The following is a 23,172-nucleotide window of genomic DNA, read 5'->3' on the forward strand; positions in this document are numbered from 1 at the left end:
GCTGGTTTTTACAATGCTGCAAAAATCAGCTCAGGAGTAACTCAGTCATGCTGGCCTTCTTAAATCAGGTGCGCAAGCCGACCCTGGATCTGCCGCTCGACGTGCGGCGCAAAATGTGGTTCAAACCGTTCATGCAGTCCTATCTGGTGGTCTTCATCGGCTACCTGACTATGTACCTGATCCGCAAAAACTTTAACATCGCGCAGAACGACATGATCACCACCTACGGGCTGAGCATGACGCAGTTGGGGATGATTGGCCTGGGCTTCTCTATCACCTATGGCGTGGGGAAAACTGTCGTTTCCTACTATGCGGACGGCAAAAACACCAAGCAGTTCCTGCCGTTTATGCTGATCCTCTCTGCCATCTGTATGCTCGGCTTCAGCGCCAGCATGGGCGCGGGCTCCGTCAGCCTGTTCCTGATGATCGCCTTTTACGCCCTGAGCGGTTTCTTCCAGAGCACCGGCGGGTCGTGCAGCTACTCCACCATCACCAAATGGACGCCGCGCCGCAAGCGGGGGTCGTACCTCGGCATGTGGAACATCTCCCACAACCTCGGCGGAGCGGGTGCGGCAGGCGTGGCGCTGTTCGGCGCGAACTACCTGTTCGACGGTCACGTCATCGGCATGTTTATCTTCCCGTCGATTATTGCCCTGATTGTTGGCTTTATCGGCCTGCGCTACGGCAGCGATTCCCCGGAATCGTACGGCCTCGGCAAAGCCGAAGAGCTGTTCGGGGAAGAGATCAGCGAAGAGGACAAAGAGACCGAAGAAAACGAGATGTCCAAATGGCAGATCTTTGTTGAGTACGTGCTGAAAAACAAAGTGATTTGGCTGCTCTGTTTCTCGAACATCTTCCTGTACGTGGTGCGCATTGGTATCGACCAGTGGTCCACAGTGTATGCCTTCCAGGAGCTGAAGCTTTCTAAAGAAGTGGCGATTCAGGGCTTCACCCTGTTTGAAGTGGGCGCGCTGGTCGGCACCCTGCTGTGGGGATGGCTCTCCGACCTCGCCAATGGCCGCCGCGCGCTGGTGGCCTGCGTCGCGCTGGCGCTGATTATCGCCACCCTTGGCGTCTACCAGCACGCCAGCAACCAGTACATTTACCTGGCGTCCCTGTTCGCGCTCGGCTTCCTGGTGTTTGGTCCGCAATTACTGATCGGTGTGGCGGCAGTGGGCTTCGTCCCGAAAAAAGCGATCGGCGCCGCCGATGGGATTAAGGGCACCTTCGCCTACCTGATCGGCGACAGCTTCGCCAAGCTGGGCCTGGGGATGATCGCCGACGGCACGCCGATTTTCGGCCTTACCGGCTGGGCGGGCACCTTCGCCGCGCTGGATGCCGCCGCGATTGGCTGTATCGTCCTGATGGCGATGGTTGCGGTGCTGGAAGAGCGTAAGATCCGCCGTGAGAATCGTGCGCAGAAATTAAAAGTAGCCTGAGTGTGCAGGTAACTTCTTTGCCCGGTGTGTGATGCCGGGCTTTTTTATTTTGCACGGCCTACCTTTACTCCGCTTTACACACTCGCTCCTCTCTATGCTCTACAGTGTTGTTGCTGCCGCCTTTCGTGCAGCCTTAGCCCTTTTGCTAACGGAGAGCTTGCATGTTAACCCGACGATTGTCCTGCCTTGCGCTGCTGATGGCGCTGGCGTCCCCCGCAATGGCCGCGGATGCCCCCACCTACGGCGAGAAGCTGGAAGGTTTTGACTACGGCTGGCCGGTAAAACACTTTACCTTTACCTCGCAGAACCAGCCTCTGGATATGGCTTACCTGGACGTGAAACCGGAAAAACCCAACGGCCGCACCGTGGTGCTGATGCACGGCAAAAACTTCTGTGCTGGCACCTGGGACGGCACTATCCGCGCGCTGTCGGCCGGTGGGTATCGCGTGATCGCCCCTGACCAGATTGGTTTTTGTAAATCCACCAAGCCGGAGCATTACCAGTACACCTTCCAGCAGCTGGCGGATAACACCCACGCGCTGCTGAAAACGCTGGGCGTCGAGCGCGTGACGGTTATAGGACATTCGACCGGCGGCATGCTGGCAACCCGCTATGCGTTGATGTGGCCGCAGCAGGTGGAGCAGCTGGTGATGGTAAACCCGATTGGTCTGGAAGACTGGAAAGCGCGCGGCGTGCCGCATATTACGGTCGATCAGTGGTACCAGCGCGAGCTGAAAGTTAGCGCCGACGGTATTCGTCAGTACGAGAAAAACACCTACTACGCCGGGGAGTGGAAGCCGGAGTACGAGCGCTGGGTCACCATGCTCGCCGGGCTGAACAACGGGCCGGGTAAAGCGCGCGTGGCGTGGAACTCGGCGCTGCTCTATGACATGATTTATACCCAGCCGGTTGTCTATGAATTTAGCGAGCTGAAGATGCCGGTATTATTGATGATCGGCACGAAGGACAATACCGCCATCGGGAAAGATCTCGCCCCACCGGAGATCCGCAAGACGCTCGGCAATTACGCGGTGCTGGGCAAAGAGACGGCGAAGCGCATTCCGCACGCGACGCTGGTCGAGTTTAACGACATGGGCCACGCGCCGCAGATGCAGGATCCTGAACGTTTCCACGACGCGCTGCTGAAAGGGCTTCAGGCGCGCTGACGGGTCTCCAGCAACAGCCCGCGCAGCCACGCCTGCGCGGGATTGCTTTCATCGCAATTATCCAGCTTTTTTCGGTTCACTATTCTGGCCGTTCCCGCTGTTGACGCGCTGCGTTTCCCGCTATGATGGGCGGCTAGTCTAAGGAGAACGCATGGTCTGGATAATGCTGGCAACGCTTGCCGTGGTATTTGTGGTTGGATTTCGTGTCCTGACCTCAGACTCCCGCCGCGCCATCAAACGTTTAAGCGAGCGGCTGGGCATCACCCCGATGCCAGTCGAGTCGATGATCGATCAGTTCGGTAAAACGCCGGGCAATGAGTTTATCCGCTACCTTGAGCGCCCCGACGAGGCACATCTGCAAAATGCGGCACAGGTGCTGCTCATCTGGCAGGTCTGCATTGTCGACGGCAGTGAAGAGAATCTGCATACCTGGCACCGTATGCTGCGTAAAGCCCGCCTTGCCGCACCCATTACCGATGCGCAAATTCGACTGGCACTTGGCTTTATGCGCGAAATGGAGCCCGATCCGCAGGAGCTGAACGCCTTCCAGCTGCGCTATAACCAGCTATTTCTGCCGGAAGAAGGTGTGTTTTATCTGCACTGATCCCCTCTAAAACCACAAAAGTTGTCAAATCGTTAAATCCGTCACACTTTTGATGATAAACTGCGCGACTTTTCCGCACGTTTTTATCTCAGGTGATGCCATGACAGAACATATCCAGCCCACGACTCCGCCGCAGGCCAAAGAGGTGTCTCGCCCCAACTGGTCGGCGGTTTTCTCCGTGGCGTTCTGCGTCGCCTGCCTGATTACCGTTGAGTTTCTGCCGGTCAGCCTGCTGACGCCGATGGCGCAGGATCTGGGCATTTCCGAAGGCGTGGCGGGGCAGTCCGTTACCGTCACCGCCTTTGTGGCGATGTTCGCCAGCCTGTTTATCACCCAGGCGATTGGCACCATTGACCGTCGTAAAGTGGTCATCCTGTTCAGCGTGCTGCTGACGCTCTCCTGCCTGCTGGTCTCTTTCGCTGAAAGCTTCACCCTGCTGCTGCTGGGTCGCGCCTGCTTGGGGCTGGGGTTAGGCGGCTTCTGGGCGATGTCGGCCTCGCTGACCATGCGCCTGGTGCCCGCGCGCACCGTGCCAAAAGCGCTGTCCGTTATCTTCGGCGCGGTCTCTATTGCGCTGGTGATTGCCGCGCCGCTGGGCAGCTTCCTTGGTGGGATTATCGGCTGGCGTAACGTCTTTAACGCGGCGGCAGTGATGGGCGTGCTGTGCATTATCTGGGTGTGGAAAGCGCTACCGTCTCTGCCGGGTGAAGCGGCGCACCACAAACAGAACATGTTCGCGCTGCTCAAGCGTCCGGGCGTGCTGGCGGGGATGACCGCCATCTTCATGGCCTTTGCCGGGCAGTTTGCCTTCTTTACCTATATTCGCCCGGTGTATATGACCATGGCGGGCTTTGACGTGGATGGCCTGACGCTGGTGCTGCTGAGCTTCGGTATCGCCAGCTTCGTCGGCACCTCACTGTCGTCTCAGTTCCTGAAGCGCTCCCTGAAGGTGGCGCTGGCGGGTGCGCCGCTGGTGCTGGCGATCAGTGCCGCGGTGCTGGTGCTGTGGGGCAGCGACAAGTGGGTCGCATCGGCGATTGCGATTGTCTGGGGCTTTGCCTTTGCGCTGGTGCCGGTGGGCTGGTCGACGTGGATCACCCGCTCGCTTGCCGATCAGGCGGAAAAAGCCGGGTCGATTCAGGTGGCGGTGATCCAGCTGGCGAACACCTGCGGCGCGGCGGTGGGCGGCGTAGCGCTCGACCATCTGGGGCTGACGTCACCGCTGGTGATCTCCGGTACGCTGATGCTGCTGACCGCGCTGCTGGTGGCGGGGAAGGTGAAGGCGAAGTAGTCAATTTTCCCCCTCACCCTAACCCTCTCCCCATAGGGGTGAGGGGACTGCTCGGTGCTGTCTTTTCACCCTCGCCCCTTTGGGGAGAGGGTCGGGGTGAGGGGACATTCGCTTACGCCGATGCCTTAACCCTTCTGCGTGAATCCATCGAAATCAACACCACCGACGACACAATCAGCAGCGTTCCCAGCCAGTCCGGCAGGGTGAATGCCACCCCCAGCAAAACCACCGACAGCAGCGCGCTGCTCAGGGGTTCGGCGCAGCTCAAAATGCTTGCCTTCGGCCCGCCGATCATCTGCGCGCCCTTCAGATACAGGCTGAACGTCAGCGCGGTGCCAATCACCACCAGGTAGAAAAACGCCAGCAGCAGGCCGCCGTCAATGGCGAAGGTGGTGCCGCGTCCGGCGTAGAACGGCGTCAGCATTAGTCCCGCAATCAACATACTCCAGCCGACAATCGGCAGCGTGCCGTAGCGGGCGATAAGCGTTGATGGATAGGTGGTGTAAAACGCCGCAGCAAACGCCGAGGCGATACCGAAGAACAGTGCGGCAGGCGAGATGGAGAGCGACGTCGGGTCGCCGTGGGTCACCAGCAGGAAGGTACCCACAAGCGATGTCAAAATCGCGGATAAGACAAATATGCCGGGACGCGTTTTCCGCGCCAGGGCGAACCACGCCACGATGATGGTTGGCGACAGGAACTGAAGCACGGTGGCCGTAGCGGCGTTGGATTTTTCAATCGTCAGCAGGAAGGTGAGCTGCACGGTGAGCGCGCCAACCAGTGAGAAAAACAGCAGGCTGAGGGCGTCCTTGCGGTTTTTGATGACCGAGAAAATCTTGTCGCCGTGAACGAAGGAGAGCGTCAGCAGGATCACGCCGGTAAACAGCAGGCGAACCATGGTCAGGTAAGGTGAAGAAATGTGGCTTTTCTCCATGATGTACTGCGCGCAAACCCCGGAACTGCCCCATAAAACGGCGGCGATCAGGACGTTGAGCATCCCTTTGCGTGTGGAACCCATGTTCTCCCCTGTTATGTTGTCGTTAATTGGCCAACAGCATAGCATGGTTGTGTGCGGCCTGATGCCCTCACCCCGGCCCTCTCCCACGGGGAGAGGGGGAAAACCGTAGGCCGGGTAAGCGTAGCGCCACCCGGCATGTTGTTGACCTTAGAACCACGCCTCCCACATCGCGCCGACGTTGAAGTCGTCCAGCGTCTCATCTTTGGTGTTGTTCACGCGCGCGGTGCGTTCGTTGTCCACTTTGCCGCCGGTCACGTAGAAGCGCAGCATCGGACGGAACTCCGGCCCCATGGCGATAGACATGTTCTGCGACAGGGTCAGCTTCCAGCCCTTGTTGTCGCCGCCGTTGTCGTAATCTACGTGCTGCCAGCCCGCTTCCAGCCAGGTGGAGTGAACGTCGTTCCACCAGTGCATCGGGCGCACGATGGCGTTGTAGTTCTTACGGTTGTCGGTGTCATCACGGCTGTTGTCATAGTCGTGGAAGGCGAGGATGTACTCCACCTGCGTGGCCTGGGTGAATTTATACAGCCCTTCGAAGCTGGCGTAGACCGTGGTCAGATCTTCGGTTTTGTTGAACACGCTGTTGTCCGAATTATCGGAGTAGCGGGCGATCACCTTGTTCACACCGCTGTCGTTGGTGTGGCTCAGCACCACGCCGCCCTGCCAGGCGTTCAGACGCTCGTCGCTCTCAACGGCTTTGGAGTCAAAACCGTAGTTGGCGTATAGCTCCAGGTCGATCGGGCCGAGCTTCATGCCGTGGATTTTTGAGGTGGCAGCGTAGTTGCCCTTGTCACCCGTGCCGGAGCCGCCGGTACAGGTGATGCGCGACGGGTTGGCTTCATCTTCCATCACTTCCGGGCTACAGGATTCCACCGCCGCCACGGCAGCCACGTCGAACTGCACGCCGCCGATGTCGAAGTTCTTCACCCCGGCGCCCTGGCCATCGTGGTTCATCCAGAAGTAATCGTTGATGCCCTGCTGCGGACGCTGGTGGAAGTCACGACCGGCCCAGAAGTAGGCGTTCGGGTTGGAGGCCATAATGTTGGTCACCCCGGCGTAAGCTTTTTTGAGGTTAACTTCGTCGCCCCAGTGGTCGATCATCACGTTGATGTCCCAGATGGCGCCGTTATCACCCTTGAAGGCCTTGGAGAGCTGGAATTCCCCGCCGTTGCCTTCGTTACCCAGACGACCAATCGCGGACGCGCCGTTGTAGGAGCCGTCCACCGCCACATACTTCTGGTCAGCGGCCTGGAAGTGCGCGCCGTAGCGGGCGTAGCCGGTAAATTTGATGCCAAACGGAATCGCCATGTCCGGGGATTGCGCTGCGCTCTGCGGCTCGGTGATGACGTCCGCTTTTTTCGCGACCGCCGCATCCATTTTCGCCTGACGCTCGGCCAGGGCTTTATCCACCGCTTTCGCCACAATGGCGTCAATTTGCTCCTGCGTAAATTCTTGCGCGAGCACGGAAATTGGACAAAGCGCGGCGATAACCGCCATGGTTAATGGAAGTTTTTTAATCGTATTCATGGTTATCTCAATATAGTTTAATTTTATTCAGACAATAACCATCCCGCTCCGATCTGACAGAATATGTCGCTATCATCAGAACAAGTGGATTTCTAGTTTTAGGTACAGAGGTATTACATTAAATTATTTCGCCATAGACTATCTCTGATATAAATGAATAATCTCTTCAGATAATTCACGCGCTAATAGCGAATTCATTAAATGATCCTGCGCGTGCACCATAATTAAGGTCATCGGCTGGCGGGCTTCGCCCGCGTCCTGCTCGATCAGTTTGGTCTGCATCTTGTGTGCCTGGCGCGCGTAGCCATCGGCTTCACGCAGCAGGCTTTTGGCTTCGTCAAGGTTGCCCTGGCGCGCCGCATGCAGCGCTTCGAAGCACAGGCTGCGGGACTGACCGGCGTTGACGATAATTTCCATTACGGCTTCTTCTAATGCGATCATCATTTTTACTCTTTATCAAAGCAATTATTTAAGGCGGTAGCGGCAAACCACTCTCCGCTTTTTTTAATGGTGCGCTGCTGCGTCTCCAAATCGAGCTGAATAAAACCGTAGCGGTTTTTGTAGGCATTGCACCACGACCAGTTATCAATAAACGTCCACATATGGTAGCCCAGACAATTGCAGCCTTCGCTAATACCTTTATGCAGCCACGCTAAATGCTCAGAAATAAATTCGATGCGGTACCGATCGTTTATCTGGCCGTTTTCAATAAAGCGCTGCTCGTTTTCGACACCCATCCCGTTTTCAGAAATAAAACAGCGGGGGTTGCCGTAATTGTCGCGCAGGTTAACCAGAATATCGTAAATACCCGGCTCGTAAATTTCCCAGCCGCGGTACGGATTCATCTTGCGGCCCGGCATCTCGTAGCTATCAAAGAACCACTCCGGCATAAACGGCGCCTGCGGGTTCACCGCGCTGTCGCGACACTTCACGCGACGCGGCTGATAGTAGTTAACGCCGAGCAGGTCGATTTTCCCTTCCGCAATCAGGAAACCGTCTTCCGGCTTGCAGGCGGGTAGCTGATCGTAAGATTTCAGCAATGCCACCAGGTCGGCCGGATACTCCCCGCGCAGCACCGGGTCGAGGAAGCTGCGGTTAAATATCAGATCCGCGATATGCGCCGCCTTCACGTCCGCCGGGTTCTGCGAACGCGGGTATGACGGCGTCAGGTTCAGCACGATGCCGATCTCCCCCGCGTAATGCCCGGCGCGGTAAGCCTGAACGGCCTTCGCATGGGCCAGCACCGTGTGATACGCCACGGTCGCCGCCCGACGAAAATCCACCACGTTCGGGTAATGGAAATCGTACAGATAACCGCCTTCCACCGGCACGATCGGCTCGTTGAAGGTAAACCAGTGCAGCACGCGGTCGCCAAACAGCTCGAAGCAGATCTGCGCATAGCGGGCGTAGGCGTCCACTACGTCACGGTTTTCCCAGCCGCCTATCTCCTGCATCGCCATCGGCATGTCGAAATGGAACAGGGTGATAAACGGCGTGATGCCCTGTTCATTCAGCTCATCAATGACCTGATTATAAAAATCGACCGCGTCCGGGTTCACTTCACCGATACCGTCGGGGATCAGGCGCGCCCAGCTAATCGAGGTGCGAAAGCTGTTGTGGTTCAGCTGCTTCAACAGCTGAATGTCCGTTTTCCAGTGCTGATAAAACGTGGAGGTATGCTGCGGTCCCACGCCGTTGTGAAAACGGTTCGGCTCGCGGGAAAACCAGTAGTCCCACGTGGTTTCACCCTCTCGTGTCCCTTCCGTCTGGAGAGCGGAGCTTGCGCTGCCCCACCAGAAGTTATCGGGAAATGCGTATTTCATGACCCTTCCTCTTTGACTTAATTGCTAACTGTTTCAGCGGTGCCGACGGTTGCCTGGGCTTTCTGCTCTTTATTTTTGATGAGCGTACGCTCATAGGCGCGCAGGAATGGCAGGTACATCAGGGCGGACATCACCATGCAGACCAGGCACATCACCACCGGGCTCAGCGCCCAGTTCGCCGCCCACGAGGCGCCAATCGGCGCGGGCGTGGTCCACGGGGTTAACGAAACCACCTGGGCCAGCCAGCCGAGTTTGGTTGCGCCGTACGCCAGGCAGGCATTGACCAGCGGAACAAACACGAACGGGATAAACAGCATCGGGTTCATGATGATCGGCGCGCCGAACAGAATCGGTTCGTTGATGTTAAAGAAGCTTGGCACAACGCCCATTTTGCCGATGGTGCGCAGGTGAGTGGCGCGGCTGCGCAGCAGCAGGAACGCCAGCGGCAGGGTCGAGCCTACGCCGCCAATCAGCAGGTAGTGATCCCAGAAACCTTGCAGATAAACGTGCGGCAGCGCCGCGCCCGCCGCCAGCGCCGCCTGGTTTGCAGAGAGGTTCGCCATCCAGAACGGGTTCATGATGCCGGTGACAATCAGCGACCCGTGGATACCGGCAAACCAGAAGATCTGGCACAGCAGAACGGAGAGCAGAATCGCGGGCAGCGAGTCAGACGCAGACACCAGCGGCTCCAGCAGGTGCATAATCGCCTGCGGGATGATCATCCCGGTCTGCGCTTCAATGAACAGGTTCAGCGGATGTAGGGTACCAATCACCACCATCACCGGGATCAGGATCTCAAACGAACGCGCCACGCCGGTCGGCACCTCTTTCGGCAGGCGGATGGTGACGTTGTTCTGCTTCAGCCACGCGTACACACGGGTGGAGTAGATCGCGGTGATAAGCGCAGTGAAGATGCCCTGACCCGACAGATACTGCGTCGAAATTTTGCCGTCGGCATACGGCGCGGCGACCAGCAGGAAGGCCATAAAGGCCAGCAGACCGGACATCACCGGATCGAGGTTAAACTGACGTCCCAGGCTCGCCCCAATCCCCACCGAGATGAAGAAGGTCATCACGCCCATGCTGAGGTTAAAGGGCAGCATCAGCTGTTCGCGGTAGGTCTCGGAGAAATCCAGCCAGCCGCGGGCGAAGCTGTTGGTGGTATCCGCCGAAAACGGCGGGAAGATAAACACCAGCATAAACGAGCCGATGATCATAAACGGCAGCGCGGCGGTAAAGCCGTCGCGGATGGCAATCACATACTTTTGCTGACCGAGCTTCGCGGCCAGCGGCGTAATTGACTGTTCAATCACCGCGACCATGGATTGATATAACGAACTCATGTGAACACCTTTTAGTGTGCCGCTTCGATGAGCGACAGAGCATAGTCCAGTACTTTATCGCCACGCTGCATGCCGTAATCCATCATGTCGATGGGCTGCACCGGTATGCCTTGCGTCGCTGCCTTGTCTGAGAGTGTCTTTAACATGTATTTCACTTGCGGTCCGAGAAGCACCACCTGATAGTGCGGAAACTGCGTATCAAATTCGGATACGCCATACGCATCTATCTTCACGGGCAAGCCCCGTTCTTTTGCTACATCGATCATTTTGCTGACCAGCAGGCTGGTGGACATCCCGGCAGAGCAGCACAGCATAATCTTGAACATCGACGACCATCCTCAAAATGTAAAAAGTTATTGCGATGATGATTGGACATGATACGGAAACCGGTTTCCATTCATAAAAGACAGAAGTGTGACAACCATCAATATCCACTACTTATGACGCTAATTAACCGGATGTGGGTCACATAATTTGGCTGTTTTGACATCAAATTGAGTGGAAACGGAAAATCGGTTTCCATGGAAAACGGAAACGGATATACTCCGTTCTGGCTATAATGTGAGCCGTAGCGGTGATGGAAATTACAGACGCCAGTTGCGTCTGACAGGGGAGAGAGATGTCTACAATCAACGATGTATCGCGTCTGGCCGGGGTGTCCAAAGCCACGGTATCACGGGTGTTGAGCGGGTCGCGTGGCGTTAAAGAAGCCAGCCGACAGGCTGTTCTGAGAGCGGTGGATGAGCTGAACTATCGTCCGAACGTGATCGCCCAGTCGCTGCTCAGCCAGTCGACGGGCTGCATTGGGGTGATTTGCGCGCAGGAGAACATTAACCAGACCACCGGTTACCTGTACGCGCTGGAAAAACACCTCAGCCAGCATCAAAAACATCTGCTGCTGCGTTTCGCACACACGAAAACAGAAGTGATGAACGCTCTTGAAGAACTCTCCTGCGGCTTATGTGATGACATTCTGGTGATTGGCGCGCGTTTCCCGCTGGACGTGGACATGGACAACGTCATTCTGGTCGACTGTATGGAAGCCGATAACGCCAACAGCATTCAGTTCGATCACGCGTTCGCGGCTGAAACGGCCTGCAACTATCTCACCAGCCAGGGGCGTCGCCAGATAGCACTGATCCACCCGCACGGCAGCGGCTTTGCCGATCAGGTGCTGCTGGGTTACAAACATGCGCTGGAGAAAAACTTCCTGCCCTTTAATCGCAACCTCGTGTTTATGGACGCGACTTCATCGTCCGTTGCGCTTCAGGAATTACTCAACAACGCGTCCACGCTGAATTTCAACGCGCTGCTGGTGGCAGACGAGCAGGAAGCCCAGCGGGTGATCCCGCAGTTACAGGCGTTTAATAAATCGGTACCGGAAGACATCATGGTCTTCAGCCTCGGCGGTTCGCTGCATCTCCCGGGTATTCCGGTGATCCCGGCCATTGAGTATTCCATGGACGCCATGGCGGCGCGCATCGTGAGCTGGCTGACGGCGAAAACGCAGATGCTCGGGTCCTACGTTCTGCGTGGGGATTTGATTATTCCGGATGTGCGGAAGCGTTAAACATGTGATGTAGGCCGGGTAAGGCGCAGCCGCCACCCGGCGCTCAACCCTCAGTAATCTTCCATACAATCCACCTGACTTACTGCATCCCAGTAGGCGTCCAGGTTGTCACGCTTCACGGCGGTGATGGCATTTTTGATCAGCAGCTGATTGGCCTCAGACGACAAAATCATCGCCTGCCAGGCCTTATCGCTCTGCTTTTTCTGCGGGGTACAGGTTTTCTTCACATCTTTCAGGACCTGCTGTTTTATCTGGGCCTCTTTCTCCGGAGCGCTCTTCTCCAGCGCGTGAACAAACGCAGCGAAAATCAGGCAAACGAGCAGGCAAACCAGGTGTGCAGATTTCATTGAGACCTCCGGTAAAGTCACAGGCTTTCCCTGAAATGTATCGTTACATTCAGGCAGGCGATTCCAGCCGAAAGTATGAATTTACTTTTCACCTGGTATGAGAATCGCCCTCTCAGGCCGTTACTGAACCCCTCCACCCAGCGATTGCCACAGCGTGATGCGGTTTTCCAGGTCGGTTTGCTGCAAGGCAATCAGTGATTCCTGAGCCGACCACAGCGATCGCTGCGCGGTGAGCACCGTCAGATAATCGCCCGCGCCAGCCTTGTAACTGCGCGTCGCCACATCCAGTGTTTTTTGCTCCGCCGCCACGTATTCACGCTGGGCATCAAGCTGTTCGCTCAACGTTTCGCGCCGCGCCAGCGCGTCGGCCACGTCCTTAAACGCGCTCTGGATGGTCTTCTCATAGGTGGCGATTAGCCCCTTCTTCTCCGCTTCCGCATAGCGCAGCTGCGCCATATTGTTGCCCCCGCTAAACAGCGGCAGGGTGATGGACGGCGCGAACGACCAGACCTTCATGCCGTGGCTGAACAGGGATGACAGCGAATCGCTGCCGACGCCCGCGCTGGCGGTCAGTGAAATGGTCGGGAAGAAGTTGGCGCGTGCCGCGCCGATGTTGGCGTTAGCGCTCAGCAGGTTATGTTCCGCCTCCTGAATGTCCGGGCGACGCAGCAGCGCGCTGGAGCTGACGCCCGCCGGGATCAGCGTGATGGCGTTATCGCTCAGGCTCTCCAGCGTGCCGGGCAGCAGGTTCTCGGGCACCGTATCGCCCGCCAGCAGGTTAAGGGCGTTTTTGTCCTGCATCACCAGCGTCTGGTAGCTCGCCACGCTGGCGCGCGCCTGCTGGTAAACCGCCATCGCTTCACTGACGTCCGTGGCCGCTGCCACACCTACTTCCTGCTGACGTTTGACGATTTTGAGCGAGTTCGCGGCGCTCTCCAGGGTGGATTTCGCCAGCGCCAGATTGCTGTTATCCGCCGCCAGCGTCACCCAGGCCGTGGTCAGCTCGCTGACCATCGTCAGGCGCGTGTTCTGCGCGGTGAACTCGCTGGCAAGCCAGGTTTCACGCGCGGCGCGCGACAGGCTCTGGTTGCGGCCAAACAGATCCAGTTCGAAGCTGGAGACCGTGCCGTTGGCTTCGTCGCTCGTCGCGACGCCGCTCGCCAGCGTGCGGCTGCGGGTGTGGCTCAGTTCCGCGTCCACCGTCGGGAACAGGGAGGATCGCGTTTCGCCATACTGGGCACGGGCGGCGTCGATATCCGCAATCGCTTTTTGCACGTCGCGGTTGCTGTTGAGCGCCATCGTCACCACGCTTTTCAGCCGCGCATCATTCATCACCTGCTGCCACTGGTTCACCACGGCGCTGGCTTCGCCGTGCGCGCCGGGCAGTGTGGCCGGAACGGGCGCGTCCGGGCGCTGATACGTGGGATCTAATGACACACAGCCTGCGCTCAGCAGTGCTAACGCTAAAACAGTTACACGAAACATTATGACCTCCGGTTTGCGTGCTTACCGGAGAACAGACGTTTCACCAGTACAAAGAATAAAGGAACAAAGAAGATGGCCAGCAGCGTCGCGGCCAGCGTCCCGCCGATAATGCCGGTGCCGATCGCCACGCGGCTGTTGGCCCCGGCGCCGGTGGCAATCGCCAGCGGCGTCACGCCTGCGATAAACGCCAGCGAGGTCATGATGATCGGACGCAGACGCGTCTGGGCGGCCCGCAGGGCGGCGCGCGTCAGGGAGTAGCCTTCGGCCACTTTGGCTTCGGCAAACTCGACAATCAGAATGGCGTTCTTCGACGACAGACCGATGGTGGTCAGCAGCGCCACCTGGAAATAGACATCGTTGCTCAGGCCGCGCAGGGAGGCGGCAATGGCCGCGCCCAGCACCCCAAGCGGGATCACGAGGATCACCGAAATGGGCACCGACCAGCTCTCATACAGTGCCGCCAGGCACAGGAACACCACGAGGATGGAGAGGGCATAAAGGCTCATCGCCTGACCGCTCGCCAGTTTTTCCTGCAACGACAAACCGCTCCACGCCCAGGTGCTGCCGGACGGCAGGTTATTCGCCAGCTGCTCCATTTTGCTCATCGCCGTACCGGAGCTGGCGCCGCTGGCGTTCTCGCCCTGAATTTCATACGCCGCCGAGCCGTTGTAGCGCACCAGGCTTTCCGGGCCATACTCCCAGCGGGTGGTGGCGAAGGCGGAGAATGGGGTCATAGTGCTGTCGCTGCCGCGCACATACCATTTGTTGAGATCCGACGGCACCGCACGATAGTCGCTGTCGCCCTGGATGTAGACCTTTTTCACGCGGCCACGGTCAATGAAGTCGTTCACGTAGGTGCCGCCCCAGGCGCTGGACAGGGTGTCGGTGACGTCGCTCAGGGAGAGCCCCAGCGACACGGCTTTGTTGTTATCGATATCCACCTGAAGCTGCGGCATCTGCGGCAGATCGTTGGCGCGCACGGCGTGCAGCGAGCTGTCCTGATTCGCTTCGCCAATCAGCTGGTTACGCAGTTTCAGCAGCGCGTCGCGGTCGGTGCCGCCGCTCGCCATCAGCTCAAAGGTAAAGCCGTTGCTCTGGCCCAGACCGTCCACTGCCGGCGGTGTCATCGCAAAGATGGTGGCATCGCGGATGGCGCTCAGCTCCTGCGTGGCGCGCAGGGCAATGGCCTGCGCGGTGTTTTCCTCGCCTTTACGCTCTGACCAGTTTTTCAGGGAGACGAACGCCATCCCGGCGTTCTGGCCGCTGCCGCTGAAGCTGAAACCTTCAACGGTAAAGATCACGTCGGTATTGGCTTTCTCTTTGGTGAGGAACCACTCGCGTACCTGGCGGCTTACCTCTGCGGTACGCACCGCGGTTGCGCCGGCAGGGAGGGTGTACTGCACCATGATTTCACCCTGGTCTTCGGTTGGCAGGAAGCTGCCCGGCAGTTTCAGCATGGCGAACCCCATCGCGCCGCAGAGCAGGGCGAAGATCACCAGCATGCCGCCGGAACGGCGCAGGGCGCGCAGAACCTTATTCTGATAGCCGTGCTCGGTCTTACTGTAGAAGCGGTTAAACGCGCCGAAGAAGCCCTTTTTGTGCGGAGCGGTGTGATTCAGGATCGAGCCGCACAGCGCGGGCGTCAGGGTCAGCGCCACCACCACGGAGAGGAACATCGCCGAAATAATGGTGACCGAGAACTGACGGTAAATGACCCCGGTAGAGCCGCCGAAGAAGGCCATCGGCAGGAATACCGCAGAGAGCACCAGCGCAATGGCGATCAGCGCGCCGGAAATTTCGCCCATCGATTTTTCGGTCGCTTCCCGGGCGGGCAGCCCTTCGTCTCGCATAATACGCTCGACGTTTTCCACCACCACGATGGCGTCATCCACCAACAGTCCTATCGCCAGCACCATGGCAAACAGCGTCAGGGTGTTGATGGAGTAACCGAACAGCGCCAGCACGCCGAAGGTGCCCAGCAGCACCACCGGCACCGCCAGCGCCGGGATCAGCGTCGCGCGGATGTTTTGCAGAAACAGGTACATCACCACCACCACGAGGATAATGGCTTCGAACAGGGTCTGAATCACGTCCTCAACGGAGATCTTGATGAACTCGGTGCTGTCTTTCGGGTAGGCCACGTCGTAGCCTTCCGGCATCGACTTTTTGAACTCGGCGATCTTGTCTTTTACCGCCGTGGCGGTGTTAAGCGCGTTGGCGCCCGGCGAGAGCATCACCGCCATACCCGCCGCCGGGTGGCCGTTCAGCTTCGCGGTGGCGGTGTAATCTTCGCTGCCCATCTCCACGCGCGCGACGTCGCTGATGCGCACCACCGCACCGTTGGACTCGCTCTTGACGATGATTTTTTTGAACTCATCGACCGTTTGCAGACGCGACTGAGCGCGAACGGTGGCGGTCAGCTGTTGGGCGTTCGACGAGGGCAGCGCGCCGATTTTACCGGCGGAGACCTGCACGTTCTGCGCTTCAATCGCGCTCTGCACGTCGGAGGGCATCAGCGAGTACGACGCCAGCTTAGCCGGGTCGAGCCAGATGCGCATCGCGTATTCTGCACCGAACACCTGCAGGCTGCCGACGCCATCCACGCGCGCCAGCGGATCCTGCATATTACTCACCAGCCAGTCGGCGATATCCGAGCTGCTGGCGGTGTCGGTTTTATCATATACGCCCATGATCAGCAGGAAGTTGCTCTGGGATTTTTCGACGGTGATCCCGGACTGCTGCACCTCGGTCGGCAGGCGCGATTCCGCCTGCTGGACTTTGTTCTGCACCTGTACCTGAGCGGTGTCCGGATCGGTTCCCTGTTCAAACGTGACGTTAATGCTCACCGACCCGTCCGAGCTGCTGGTGGAGGTGAAGTAGAGCAGGTTATCCAGCCCGGTGAGCTGCTGCTCGATCACCTGCGTCACGCTGTTCTCCAGCGTTTGTGCGGAGGCGCCGGTGTAGGTGGCGGATATTTTGATCGACGGCGGGGCAACGTCCGGGTACTGCGCAACGGGCAGCGTGCGGATCGCCAGTATCCCGGCGAGCATGATGAGAATGGCGATAACCCAGGCAAAGACCGGGCGACGCACGAAGAAACGGGAAAACATCAGGCGTTTCCTCCGTTGGTTTTCATCTCTTCAGCTTTCACTTCCTGCCCGGCGGTGACTTTGTCGGTGCCTTCCACAATCAGCTTATCGCCCGCCTTCAGGCCATTCAGCACCAGCCATTTATCGCCGTAGGTGTCGCCCGTCTCCAGCTGACGCTGCTCGACCTTGTTGCTGGCGTTCACCACCAGCGCGGTGGCGGTACCTTTGGCGTCGCGGGTGATGCCCTGCTGCGGCGCGAGGATCGCGTCATTCATGATGCCTTCATCCACTCGGGCGCGGACGAACATGCCCGGCAGAAGCTGATGCTGCGGGTTCGGGAAGACGGCGCGCAGGGTGACTGAGCCGGTAGACTCATCCACCGCCACTTCGGTTAACGCCAGATGGCCTTTTTCGCTGTAGCTGCTGCCGTCTTCGAGGATCAACGACACGTTCAGCGTATCGCTGTTGCTGGCGAGGGTTTGCTTGCGTAATCGCAGCAGATCGGCGCTGGAACGGGTTAAATCGACGTACATACTGTCCAGCCCGCGAATAGTGGCCAGCGCGGTATCCTGCTGGGCGGTCACCAGCGCGCCGGGGGTCACAGAGGAGATGCCGATACGTCCGGCAATCGGCGCGGTGACGGTGGTCCAGTTGAGGTTAATGCGGGCACTTTCCAGCGCGGCTTTCTTTGACTCGACGCTGGCCTTGTCCTGCGCGCAGGTGGACTTCGCGTCTTCCGCATCCTGACGTGATACGCCGTCATCCTTAACCAGCTGCGCATAGCGCCGGGCTTTCTGGCAGTCGGCCTGCACCAGCGCCTGCGCCTGTTTCAGTGCGGTGGCAGCTTCATCATAAGCGGCGCGGTAGCTGGAAGGATCGATCTGATACAGCGCCTGCCCGGCCTTGACCGTATCGCCTTCGGTGAAGAGCCGTTTCTGAATAATGCCGCCCACCTGAGGGCGCACTTCGGCGCTCATCGCGGCGGCGGTGCGGCCGGTCAGCTCGCTGACCACGGACACCGGCTGGCTCATGAGTGTGACAATCCCCACTTCCGGAAGAGGACGCTGGGGAGCAGATGTTTGCGCATTATCGCACCCTGTCAGGAGGAGTAATGCTGCGATGGAGGTTGTTATGGTTTTCATAATCTTTTTCCAGGGTGAACGAAGCCTGCCCTGTTAATCGCTTAACAGGGAGGAGGGCTAATTAAAAGCACAGCGATCCCGCATCTCTGGCAGAGCCAGAAATGAAAAAAGGGAAATTACTTATTTCCGCTAATTATTCACATGCGATTACTTCGCAGAGAAAAGCATATTTAAAATATTCTGGTATATGGGCTCTAATTGTTCTGACGGTACTTTTAAAGGCGTGAGTCGACGGTAAATCGTGCCTTCGATCATCACGGCGGTAATCTCCACGCAGCAGCGAATATGCTCATCGCTCAGGTGGGGGAACTGCTTTTTCAGGTGCTCACAGGCGTTGGCGAACATGCGGGCTTCGGCTTCGATCAGCATGTTTGCCACCAGCGGATTGCGCGTGGCCTCTGCGGACATTTCGAGCATTAGCGCATCATCATCTTCGTTAAGCGTCTGGCGCCAGGCAAGCGCCTGCGGCATCCCTTCAACCAGGGTTTTGCCCTGCATCTCCTCAATACGTGAGTCGATAATGCGCCGGATCATCTCTTCAATGATCGCGTCTTTGTTACTGAAATAGCGATAGATTTGTCCGACGCTGAGCCTGGCTTCGCTGGCGATCTGCGACATGCTGGCAGCGTGAAATCCACTGGCGCGAAAGCAGCGGCGCGCGGCGGTGATGATTTCGTCCTGCCGTAGTTTTTGTCGTGCTTCCAGCTTTGTGCTCATCGTCGGCTACCGTAAAAAGTGAGAATGATCGTTCTCATTATACGTTTTCGGAGCCTATTGGAAAGGTTTTTTTTATTTACATATTGAATGAATATTTCCTTGTTTAAACAATGGAGGAAATAAGGAGTTTTTATGAAGGTTAAGCTGTGAGATATTCAGATTGCGCTGAAAATAAGGAGAGATTTATGCACCTGAGCATTACAGATAAAGTCACGGCTGAAGAAAAAGAAGAATTATTAACGGGGCTAAGAGCCTATAACGCGCAGTATTTAGATCTGGCGACGTTTAGTGGCGATATTGGCGTATATGTGCGGGACGACAACGGCGTCATGCTGGGCGGGTTAATCGGTGTACGTAAAGGCGACTGGCTGAATATCGACTTTCTGTGGGTCAGCGACAGGGTGAGGGGAACGGGCGTCGGCAGCCAGCTGATCAAAACGGCTGAAGAGGAGGCCCGTCGTAAAGGGTGTCGTCACGCGCTGGTGGATACGGTCAGCTTCCAGGCGCGTCCGTTCTATGAAAAACAGGGTTATCAGGTGCAGATGTCCTTGCAGGATTACCCTTATCAGGGAATGCAGAGACACTATCTGACCAGGGATCTTTAACCACCGATCCCGTTGCCGATCACGGCTAACACGTGGCGCACAACGATCTCCGGCGAGAGGGCATTAAGCCTCTCGTCATTGCGCATGCGAGAGAACGGCACCAGCACCAGGCTCAGCAGCGTCGTGAACAGCAGTTCGGGGGCCAGCGCCGGATTCAGCTTTCCTTCCTGCTGCCAGCCTTTGATGGTTGCCAGCGTGGTGTGATATTTCTCATCGCCAAAGCGCTCCTGCAAATGCGTACGCAGTACCGGCATCTCGCCGATCACCTCCTGCATCCACAGCGGGGCAAACCAGCGATACTTTTCCGCCAGTTCGGCCAGCACCCTGACCATTTCCGTCAGGGCATCCACCGGCGAATCCCGGTTGTCGGCGAAAATCGCCCCGATCCGCTCGCGTAACGGCAGGAAGCGCTCCTCAATCATCGCATCCAGTAACTGTTCTCTGGAGTCGAAGTAGTAGTGCAGCATGGCGGGCGTCACGCCGGCTTCGCGGGCAATAGCGTTCAACGACGTATTGGCGATCCCCTGGCGGGAGAAGAGGTTCAGGGCGATGTCCAGCAGCTGTTCGCGGCTGGCGGTAACGCGCTTGCCGCCGCGCGGACGTCCGGGACGGCGGGGTTCAGAATTGTCTTTTAGTGCTGGCACGGTCACGCTGTCTCTTGATCTTATCCATAACTTACCTGAATATTAATTATTCGATTAATTAATTTCAAGCGATCTTTTATGGAGTCTGACGTAATGACTCAACCTGCGAAAAACGCACCGTCGATTAAGCTGCTGTTCAGCGCACTCCTGCTGGTGATGCTGCTCTCGGCGCTGGATCAGACCATTGTCTCCACCGCGCTGCCGACCATCGTCGGCGAGCTGGGCGGGCTGGATAAGCTCTCCTGGGTGGTGACAGCCTATATCCTCAGTTCGACCATCGTGGTGCCGCTGTATGGCAAATTCGGCGATCTGTTTGGCCGTAAAATCGTCCTGCAAATCGCAATAGTGCTTTTCCTGGTGGGCTCTGCGCTGTGTGGCCTGGCGCAGAACATGACCCAGCTGGTGCTGATGCGCGCCCTGCAAGGGCTGGGGGGCGGCGGCCTGATGGTGATCAGCATGGCCGCCGTGGCGGACGTGATCCCGCCTGCCGATCGGGGTCGCTATCAGGGGCTGTTTGGCGGCGTGTTTGGCCTGGCGACGGTGATAGGCCCGCTGATCGGCGGGTTTATCGTTCAGCATGCATCCTGGCGCTGGATTTTCTACATCAACCTGCCGCTGGGGCTGTTTGCGCTGCTGGTGATTGGGGCGGTTTTCCACGGTAGCGCGCGGCGCAGCAAGCATGAGATTGATTACCTGGGAGCGATTTACCTCAGCATGGCGCTGCTGTGCATCATTCTGTTTACCACCGAGGGCGGGACGATCCGCCAATGGAGCGACCCGCAGCTGTGGTGCATTCTGGCCTTCGGCCTGACGGGGATCGCCGGGTTTATCTACGAAGAGCGGCTGGCGTGGGAGCCGATTATCCCGCTGTCGCTCTTCCGCGACCGCAGCTTCCTGCTCTGTAGCCTGATCGGTTTTATTATCGGCATGTCGCTGTTTGGCTCCGTCACTTTCCTGCCGCTCTATTTACAGGTGGTAAAAGACGCCACGCCGACGCAGGCCGGTTTGCAGCTGATCCCCCTGATGGGGGGACTGTTGCTCACCTCCATTATCAGCGGGCGCATCATCAGCCGTACCGGGAAATATCGTCTGTTCCCGATCCTCGGCACGCTGCTCGGCGTGGTGGGGATGGTGTTACTGACGCGCATTTCAATCACCTCCCCAACCTGGCAGCTGTACCTGTTTACCGGCGTGCTGGGCATGGGGCTGGGACTGGTGATGCAGGTGCTGGTGCTGGCGGTGCAGAACAGCGTGTCAGCCGATCAATACGGCGTAGCGACCTCTGGGGTGACGCTGTTCCGTTCCATTGGCGGGGCGATTGGCGTTGCGCTGTTTGGCGCGGTGTTCACCCATATTCTGCAATCAGGGCTGACCGACAGGCTGCCGGAAGGGGCGGAACTGCCGCGCGAACTTAATCCCGTTGCCATACACCATCTGCCTGATGCCCTGCGTCTGGACTATCTGGATGCGTTCGGCTCGGCGATCCATGCGGTGTTCATGCTGGCGGCGGGGATTATGGTGCTGGCGTTTGTGCTGTCGTGGTTTTTGCGCGAAGCGCCGCTGCGTCGGCAGGCGTGAGGTTAGCGGTTCTGCTTGCGCCTGGACTACCGTAGCCTGATGCCCATCGCCCGGTGGCGCTACGCTTACCGGGCCTACACTTCGCCCGTTACGTAGGCCGGGTAAGCGCAGCGCCACCCGGCAACAGGCCGCATATAACTTAACCGTCTTACTGATTCCTTTTCGTTTTTTAGCCTGCCGTCTCGTTGTCGATATAGTCTTCAAAACGTCTATCAAAAGGAACTGTCTCGTGAAACTTCGATTGGGTGCGCTTCTCCTGACTGGCCTGCTGCTCGCGGGCTGTGATCAAGGCGGCAATGATGCCAAACACATTAAAGTCGGCGTGATTAATGGCGCTGAGCAGGACGTGGCGGAAGTCGCCAAAAAGGTGGCAAAGGAGAAATACGGTCTGGATGTTGAGCTGGTGGGCTTTAGCGGCTCGCTGCTACCCAACGATGCCACCAACCAGGGCGAACTGGACGCCAACGTCTTCCAGCATCGCCCGTTCCTTGCACAAGATAACAAGGCGCACAATTACACGCTGGTCGCCGTGGCCAATACCTTCGTCTTCCCGATGGCGGGTTACTCCCGAAAGATTAAATCGGTGTCTGAGCTGAAGGATGGCGCAACCATTGCGATTCCAAACGATCCCACCAACCTCGGCCGCGCGCTGTTGCTGCTGCAAAAAGAGAAGCTGATTACCCTTAAACCAGATGTTGGCCTGCTGCCAACGGCGCTGGATATTACCGCGAACCCGAAAAACGTACAGATTATGGAGCTGGAAGGGGCGCAGCTGCCGCGCGTGCTGGACGATCCGAAAGTGGATGTGGCCATCATCAGTACCACCTATCTTCAGCAAACGGGGCTGTCTCCGGTACATGACAGCGTCTTTATTGAGGACAAAAACTCGCCTTACGTGAATATAGTGGTCACGCGAGAAGACAACAAAGACGCCGAAAACGTGAAGGAATTTATCCAGTCCTATCAGTCGCCGGAAGTGGCGAAAGCGGCAGAGACCATTTTTAACGGCGGTGCGGTGCCGGGCTGGTAGGCCACGGTAAGCTGGCCCTCACAGCGTACGCTGGCATCGGTGCGGCTTTCGGGCCACAGAAAACCCTGGTCAGACTGTGCGCCAGACGTGCGGGCGCGCGCCAGATCCCGCGAATTCTCGATGCCTTCGATAAGAATTGATTGCGCGATACCTGCCCTGACCTCCTGCACAAACGGGGCAAGCGGCGCGCGCTCGCGCAGCGCTGAGCGGTCAATTTTTACCCCATCCAGCGGCAGCGCAAGCCGCGCGAACGCCTCAGCCAACTCCCGGGTTAAATCGTCCAGCCAGATTTGCCATCCCGCCTCTTTTAACCGAACAAGCGTGGCATGAAGACGATGTTGCTCAGCCTTACTCAGCCTTACTCAGCCGTGTGATGGTGTGAGGATCCTGAATTTCAATCGTTAACCGCTGCTGATGGCGTAACGCCAGCAACAACCGGATAGCGCGTTCGTCGAGAAGGTGCTCTGCCGGAAGGTTTAGCCAGTAAGCGTCCCGGGCGGGTATCTGTAACAGGGTGTTGGCCTGCCAGAAGAAGATTTGCAGCGCGCTGCGCGAAGGCAGAGAAGCAAATAATATCTCCAGATTGACGTTATGGATCTCCACGAGAACTTCATGCGCGAACATCTGGCCCGAATGAAGATCGACAAGCGGCTGGAATCGCAGCCCTGAGATACGTTGCAACAGGGGAGAGGGAAGAACGGTATACATGGAACAGCCTTCAGGAAATGAAAAAAGGTTCCCGCGGACACGGGAA

Annotated in this window: 22 protein-coding genes; 8 read left to right on the top strand and 14 right to left on the bottom strand. The window is 57.9% G+C overall.

Translation table 11 applies throughout. The features are described from left to right. Positions 1-47: 47 nt before the first annotated feature. From uhpT to nepI, 4 genes are all read left to right on the top strand, one after another. On the top strand, positions 48-1,439 hold the full coding sequence (gene uhpT / locus L3069_RS00195) for a hexose-6-phosphate:phosphate antiporter (RefSeq protein ID WP_038414993.1): 1,392 nt from the start codon (positions 48-50) through the stop codon (positions 1,437-1,439). A gap of 161 nt (positions 1,440-1,600) precedes the next feature. Further along, positions 1,601-2,605, top strand: a complete 1,005-nt coding sequence (locus L3069_RS00200) for an alpha/beta fold hydrolase (protein ID WP_023298971.1) — start codon at positions 1,601-1,603, stop codon at positions 2,603-2,605. A 151-nt stretch (positions 2,606-2,756) separates the two neighbouring features. Beyond that, positions 2,757-3,209, top strand: a complete 453-nt coding sequence (locus L3069_RS00205) for a DUF1198 domain-containing protein (protein WP_014830062.1) — start codon at positions 2,757-2,759, stop codon at positions 3,207-3,209. A gap of 100 nt (positions 3,210-3,309) precedes the next feature. Then, the gene (nepI, locus tag L3069_RS00210; protein WP_023298972.1) at positions 3,310-4,500 is read left to right on the top strand and encodes a purine ribonucleoside efflux pump NepI; all 1,191 of its coding nucleotides are present in this window, start codon (positions 3,310-3,312) and stop codon (positions 4,498-4,500) included. Positions 4,501-4,612: 112 nt separating this feature from the next. Here nepI and L3069_RS00215 read toward each other — a convergent pair whose 3' ends face one another. From L3069_RS00215 to L3069_RS00240, 6 genes are all read right to left on the bottom strand, one after another. Further along, complete coding sequence (locus tag L3069_RS00215) at positions 4,613-5,518, bottom strand: EamA family transporter (protein ID WP_023305152.1); 906 nt, start codon at positions 5,516-5,518, stop codon at positions 4,613-4,615. A 147-nt stretch (positions 5,519-5,665) separates the two neighbouring features. Further along, a complete protein-coding gene (locus L3069_RS00220) occupies positions 5,666-7,045 on the bottom strand; it encodes a carbohydrate porin (RefSeq protein ID WP_022646562.1) in 1,380 nt (459 codons plus the stop codon). A gap of 138 nt (positions 7,046-7,183) precedes the next feature. Then, a complete protein-coding gene (locus L3069_RS00225) occupies positions 7,184-7,486 on the bottom strand; it encodes a PTS lactose/cellobiose transporter subunit IIA (protein WP_014168006.1) in 303 nt (100 codons plus the stop codon). Between the two features lie 5 nt (positions 7,487-7,491). Next, positions 7,492-8,868 (bottom strand): glycoside hydrolase family 1 protein, encoded by a 1,377-nt coding sequence (locus tag L3069_RS00230; RefSeq protein WP_038414994.1) that lies wholly within the window; start codon positions 8,866-8,868, stop codon positions 7,492-7,494. Positions 8,869-8,885: 17 nt separating this feature from the next. Further along, entirely contained in the window at positions 8,886-10,211 is a 1,326-nt protein-coding gene (locus L3069_RS00235) for a PTS sugar transporter subunit IIC (RefSeq protein WP_038414995.1), read from the bottom strand. 11 nt (positions 10,212-10,222) lie between these two features. Next, a complete protein-coding gene (locus L3069_RS00240; protein WP_003861034.1) occupies positions 10,223-10,537 on the bottom strand; it encodes a PTS sugar transporter subunit IIB in 315 nt (104 codons plus the stop codon). A gap of 293 nt (positions 10,538-10,830) precedes the next feature. On the opposite strand from L3069_RS00240, the gene L3069_RS00245 reads away from it, so the two are divergent. After that, positions 10,831-11,781, top strand: coding sequence for a LacI family DNA-binding transcriptional regulator (locus L3069_RS00245; RefSeq protein WP_022646566.1), 951 nt, complete (start codon positions 10,831-10,833; stop codon positions 11,779-11,781). A gap of 50 nt (positions 11,782-11,831) precedes the next feature. Here L3069_RS00245 and L3069_RS00250 read toward each other — a convergent pair whose 3' ends face one another. The 5 genes from L3069_RS00250 to L3069_RS00270 all read right to left on the bottom strand — a co-directional run bounded on the left by L3069_RS00250 (position 11,832) and on the right by L3069_RS00270 (position 18,561). Then, positions 11,832-12,128 carry a YicS family protein gene (locus L3069_RS00250; protein WP_022646567.1) on the bottom strand — a complete coding sequence of 99 codons (297 nt, stop codon included), beginning with the start codon at positions 12,126-12,128 and terminating at the stop codon, positions 11,832-11,834. A 120-nt stretch (positions 12,129-12,248) separates the two neighbouring features. After that, a complete protein-coding gene (locus tag L3069_RS00255) occupies positions 12,249-13,613 on the bottom strand; it encodes an efflux transporter outer membrane subunit (protein ID WP_023298975.1) in 1,365 nt (454 codons plus the stop codon). After that, a complete protein-coding gene (locus L3069_RS00260) occupies positions 13,613-16,723 on the bottom strand; it encodes an efflux RND transporter permease subunit (RefSeq protein WP_038414996.1) in 3,111 nt (1,036 codons plus the stop codon). The genes L3069_RS00255 and L3069_RS00260 overlap by 1 nt, the downstream gene beginning before the upstream one ends. Further along, complete coding sequence (locus L3069_RS00265; RefSeq protein ID WP_100167745.1) at positions 16,723-17,844, bottom strand: efflux RND transporter periplasmic adaptor subunit; 1,122 nt, start codon at positions 17,842-17,844, stop codon at positions 16,723-16,725. Before L3069_RS00265 ends, L3069_RS00260 begins: the two co-directional genes overlap by 1 nt. 147 nt (positions 17,845-17,991) lie before the next feature. Beyond that, complete coding sequence (locus L3069_RS00270; RefSeq protein WP_038414998.1) at positions 17,992-18,561, bottom strand: TetR/AcrR family transcriptional regulator; 570 nt, start codon at positions 18,559-18,561, stop codon at positions 17,992-17,994. A gap of 185 nt (positions 18,562-18,746) precedes the next feature. Between L3069_RS00270 and L3069_RS00275 the strand changes: the two genes are divergently transcribed. Next, complete coding sequence (locus L3069_RS00275) at positions 18,747-19,166, top strand: GNAT family N-acetyltransferase (protein WP_022646571.1); 420 nt, start codon at positions 18,747-18,749, stop codon at positions 19,164-19,166. On the opposite strand, the gene L3069_RS00280 is transcribed toward L3069_RS00275, so the two are convergent. Further along, positions 19,163-19,810 carry a TetR/AcrR family transcriptional regulator gene (locus L3069_RS00280; protein ID WP_038416960.1) on the bottom strand — a complete coding sequence of 216 codons (648 nt, stop codon included), beginning with the start codon at positions 19,808-19,810 and terminating at the stop codon, positions 19,163-19,165. The two genes, L3069_RS00275 and L3069_RS00280, sit on opposite strands and share 4 nt — an antisense overlap. 78 nt (positions 19,811-19,888) lie before the next feature. On the opposite strand from L3069_RS00280, the gene L3069_RS00285 reads away from it, so the two are divergent. Next, a complete protein-coding gene (locus L3069_RS00285; protein WP_038414999.1) occupies positions 19,889-21,388 on the top strand; it encodes an MDR family MFS transporter in 1,500 nt (499 codons plus the stop codon). Between the two features lie 229 nt (positions 21,389-21,617). Next, the gene (gene nlpA, locus L3069_RS00290; RefSeq protein ID WP_038415000.1) at positions 21,618-22,418 is read left to right on the top strand and encodes a lipoprotein NlpA; all 801 of its coding nucleotides are present in this window, start codon (positions 21,618-21,620) and stop codon (positions 22,416-22,418) included. Here nlpA and L3069_RS00295 read toward each other — a convergent pair. Continuing rightward, on the bottom strand, positions 22,352-22,774 hold the full coding sequence (locus L3069_RS00295; protein ID WP_333104698.1) for an EAL domain-containing protein: 423 nt from the start codon (positions 22,772-22,774) through the stop codon (positions 22,352-22,354). The two genes, nlpA and L3069_RS00295, sit on opposite strands and share 67 nt — an antisense overlap. Continuing rightward, on the bottom strand, positions 22,767-23,126 hold the full coding sequence (locus L3069_RS00300; protein ID WP_227022511.1) for a hypothetical protein: 360 nt from the start codon (positions 23,124-23,126) through the stop codon (positions 22,767-22,769). Before L3069_RS00300 ends, L3069_RS00295 begins: the two co-directional genes overlap by 8 nt. Positions 23,127-23,172: the final 46 nt, after the last annotated feature.

Source organism: Enterobacter cloacae complex sp. ECL411, assembly GCF_021869665.1.
GTDB lineage: Bacteria > Pseudomonadota > Gammaproteobacteria > Enterobacterales > Enterobacteriaceae > Enterobacter > Enterobacter intestinihominis.

Excerpts from the sequence above, each read along its gene's own strand:
- L3069_RS00250 (WP_022646567.1), bottom strand. The coding sequence starts at position 12,128 with ATGAAATCTGCACACCTGGTTTGCCTGCTCGTTTGCCTGATTTTCGCT.
- L3069_RS00270 (WP_038414998.1), bottom strand. The coding sequence starts at position 18,561 with ATGAGCACAAAGCTGGAAGCACGACAAAAACTACGGCAGGACGAAATC.
- L3069_RS00260 (WP_038414996.1), bottom strand. The coding sequence starts at position 16,723 with ATGTTTTCCCGTTTCTTCGTGCGTCGCCCGGTCTTTGCCTGGGTTATC.
- L3069_RS00215 (WP_023305152.1), bottom strand. The coding sequence starts at position 5,518 with ATGGGTTCCACACGCAAAGGGATGCTCAACGTCCTGATCGCCGCCGTT.
- L3069_RS00205 (WP_014830062.1), top strand. The coding sequence starts at position 2,757 with ATGGTCTGGATAATGCTGGCAACGCTTGCCGTGGTATTTGTGGTTGGA.
- L3069_RS00285 (WP_038414999.1), top strand. The coding sequence starts at position 19,889 with ATGGAGTCTGACGTAATGACTCAACCTGCGAAAAACGCACCGTCGATT.
- L3069_RS00240 (WP_003861034.1), bottom strand. The coding sequence starts at position 10,537 with ATGTTCAAGATTATGCTGTGCTGCTCTGCCGGGATGTCCACCAGCCTG.
- L3069_RS00225 (WP_014168006.1), bottom strand. The coding sequence starts at position 7,486 with ATGATCGCATTAGAAGAAGCCGTAATGGAAATTATCGTCAACGCCGGT.
- L3069_RS00200 (WP_023298971.1), top strand. The coding sequence starts at position 1,601 with ATGTTAACCCGACGATTGTCCTGCCTTGCGCTGCTGATGGCGCTGGCG.
- L3069_RS00245 (WP_022646566.1), top strand. The coding sequence starts at position 10,831 with ATGTCTACAATCAACGATGTATCGCGTCTGGCCGGGGTGTCCAAAGCC.
- L3069_RS00265 (WP_100167745.1), bottom strand. The coding sequence starts at position 17,844 with ATGAAAACCATAACAACCTCCATCGCAGCATTACTCCTCCTGACAGGG.
- uhpT (WP_038414993.1), top strand. The coding sequence starts at position 48 with ATGCTGGCCTTCTTAAATCAGGTGCGCAAGCCGACCCTGGATCTGCCG.
- L3069_RS00220 (WP_022646562.1), bottom strand. The coding sequence starts at position 7,045 with ATGAATACGATTAAAAAACTTCCATTAACCATGGCGGTTATCGCCGCG.
- L3069_RS00300 (WP_227022511.1), bottom strand. The coding sequence starts at position 23,126 with ATGTATACCGTTCTTCCCTCTCCCCTGTTGCAACGTATCTCAGGGCTG.
- L3069_RS00275 (WP_022646571.1), top strand. The coding sequence starts at position 18,747 with ATGCACCTGAGCATTACAGATAAAGTCACGGCTGAAGAAAAAGAAGAA.
- L3069_RS00230 (WP_038414994.1), bottom strand. The coding sequence starts at position 8,868 with ATGAAATACGCATTTCCCGATAACTTCTGGTGGGGCAGCGCAAGCTCC.
- nepI (WP_023298972.1), top strand. The coding sequence starts at position 3,310 with ATGACAGAACATATCCAGCCCACGACTCCGCCGCAGGCCAAAGAGGTG.
- L3069_RS00255 (WP_023298975.1), bottom strand. The coding sequence starts at position 13,613 with ATGTTTCGTGTAACTGTTTTAGCGTTAGCACTGCTGAGCGCAGGCTGT.
- L3069_RS00235 (WP_038414995.1), bottom strand. The coding sequence starts at position 10,211 with ATGAGTTCGTTATATCAATCCATGGTCGCGGTGATTGAACAGTCAATT.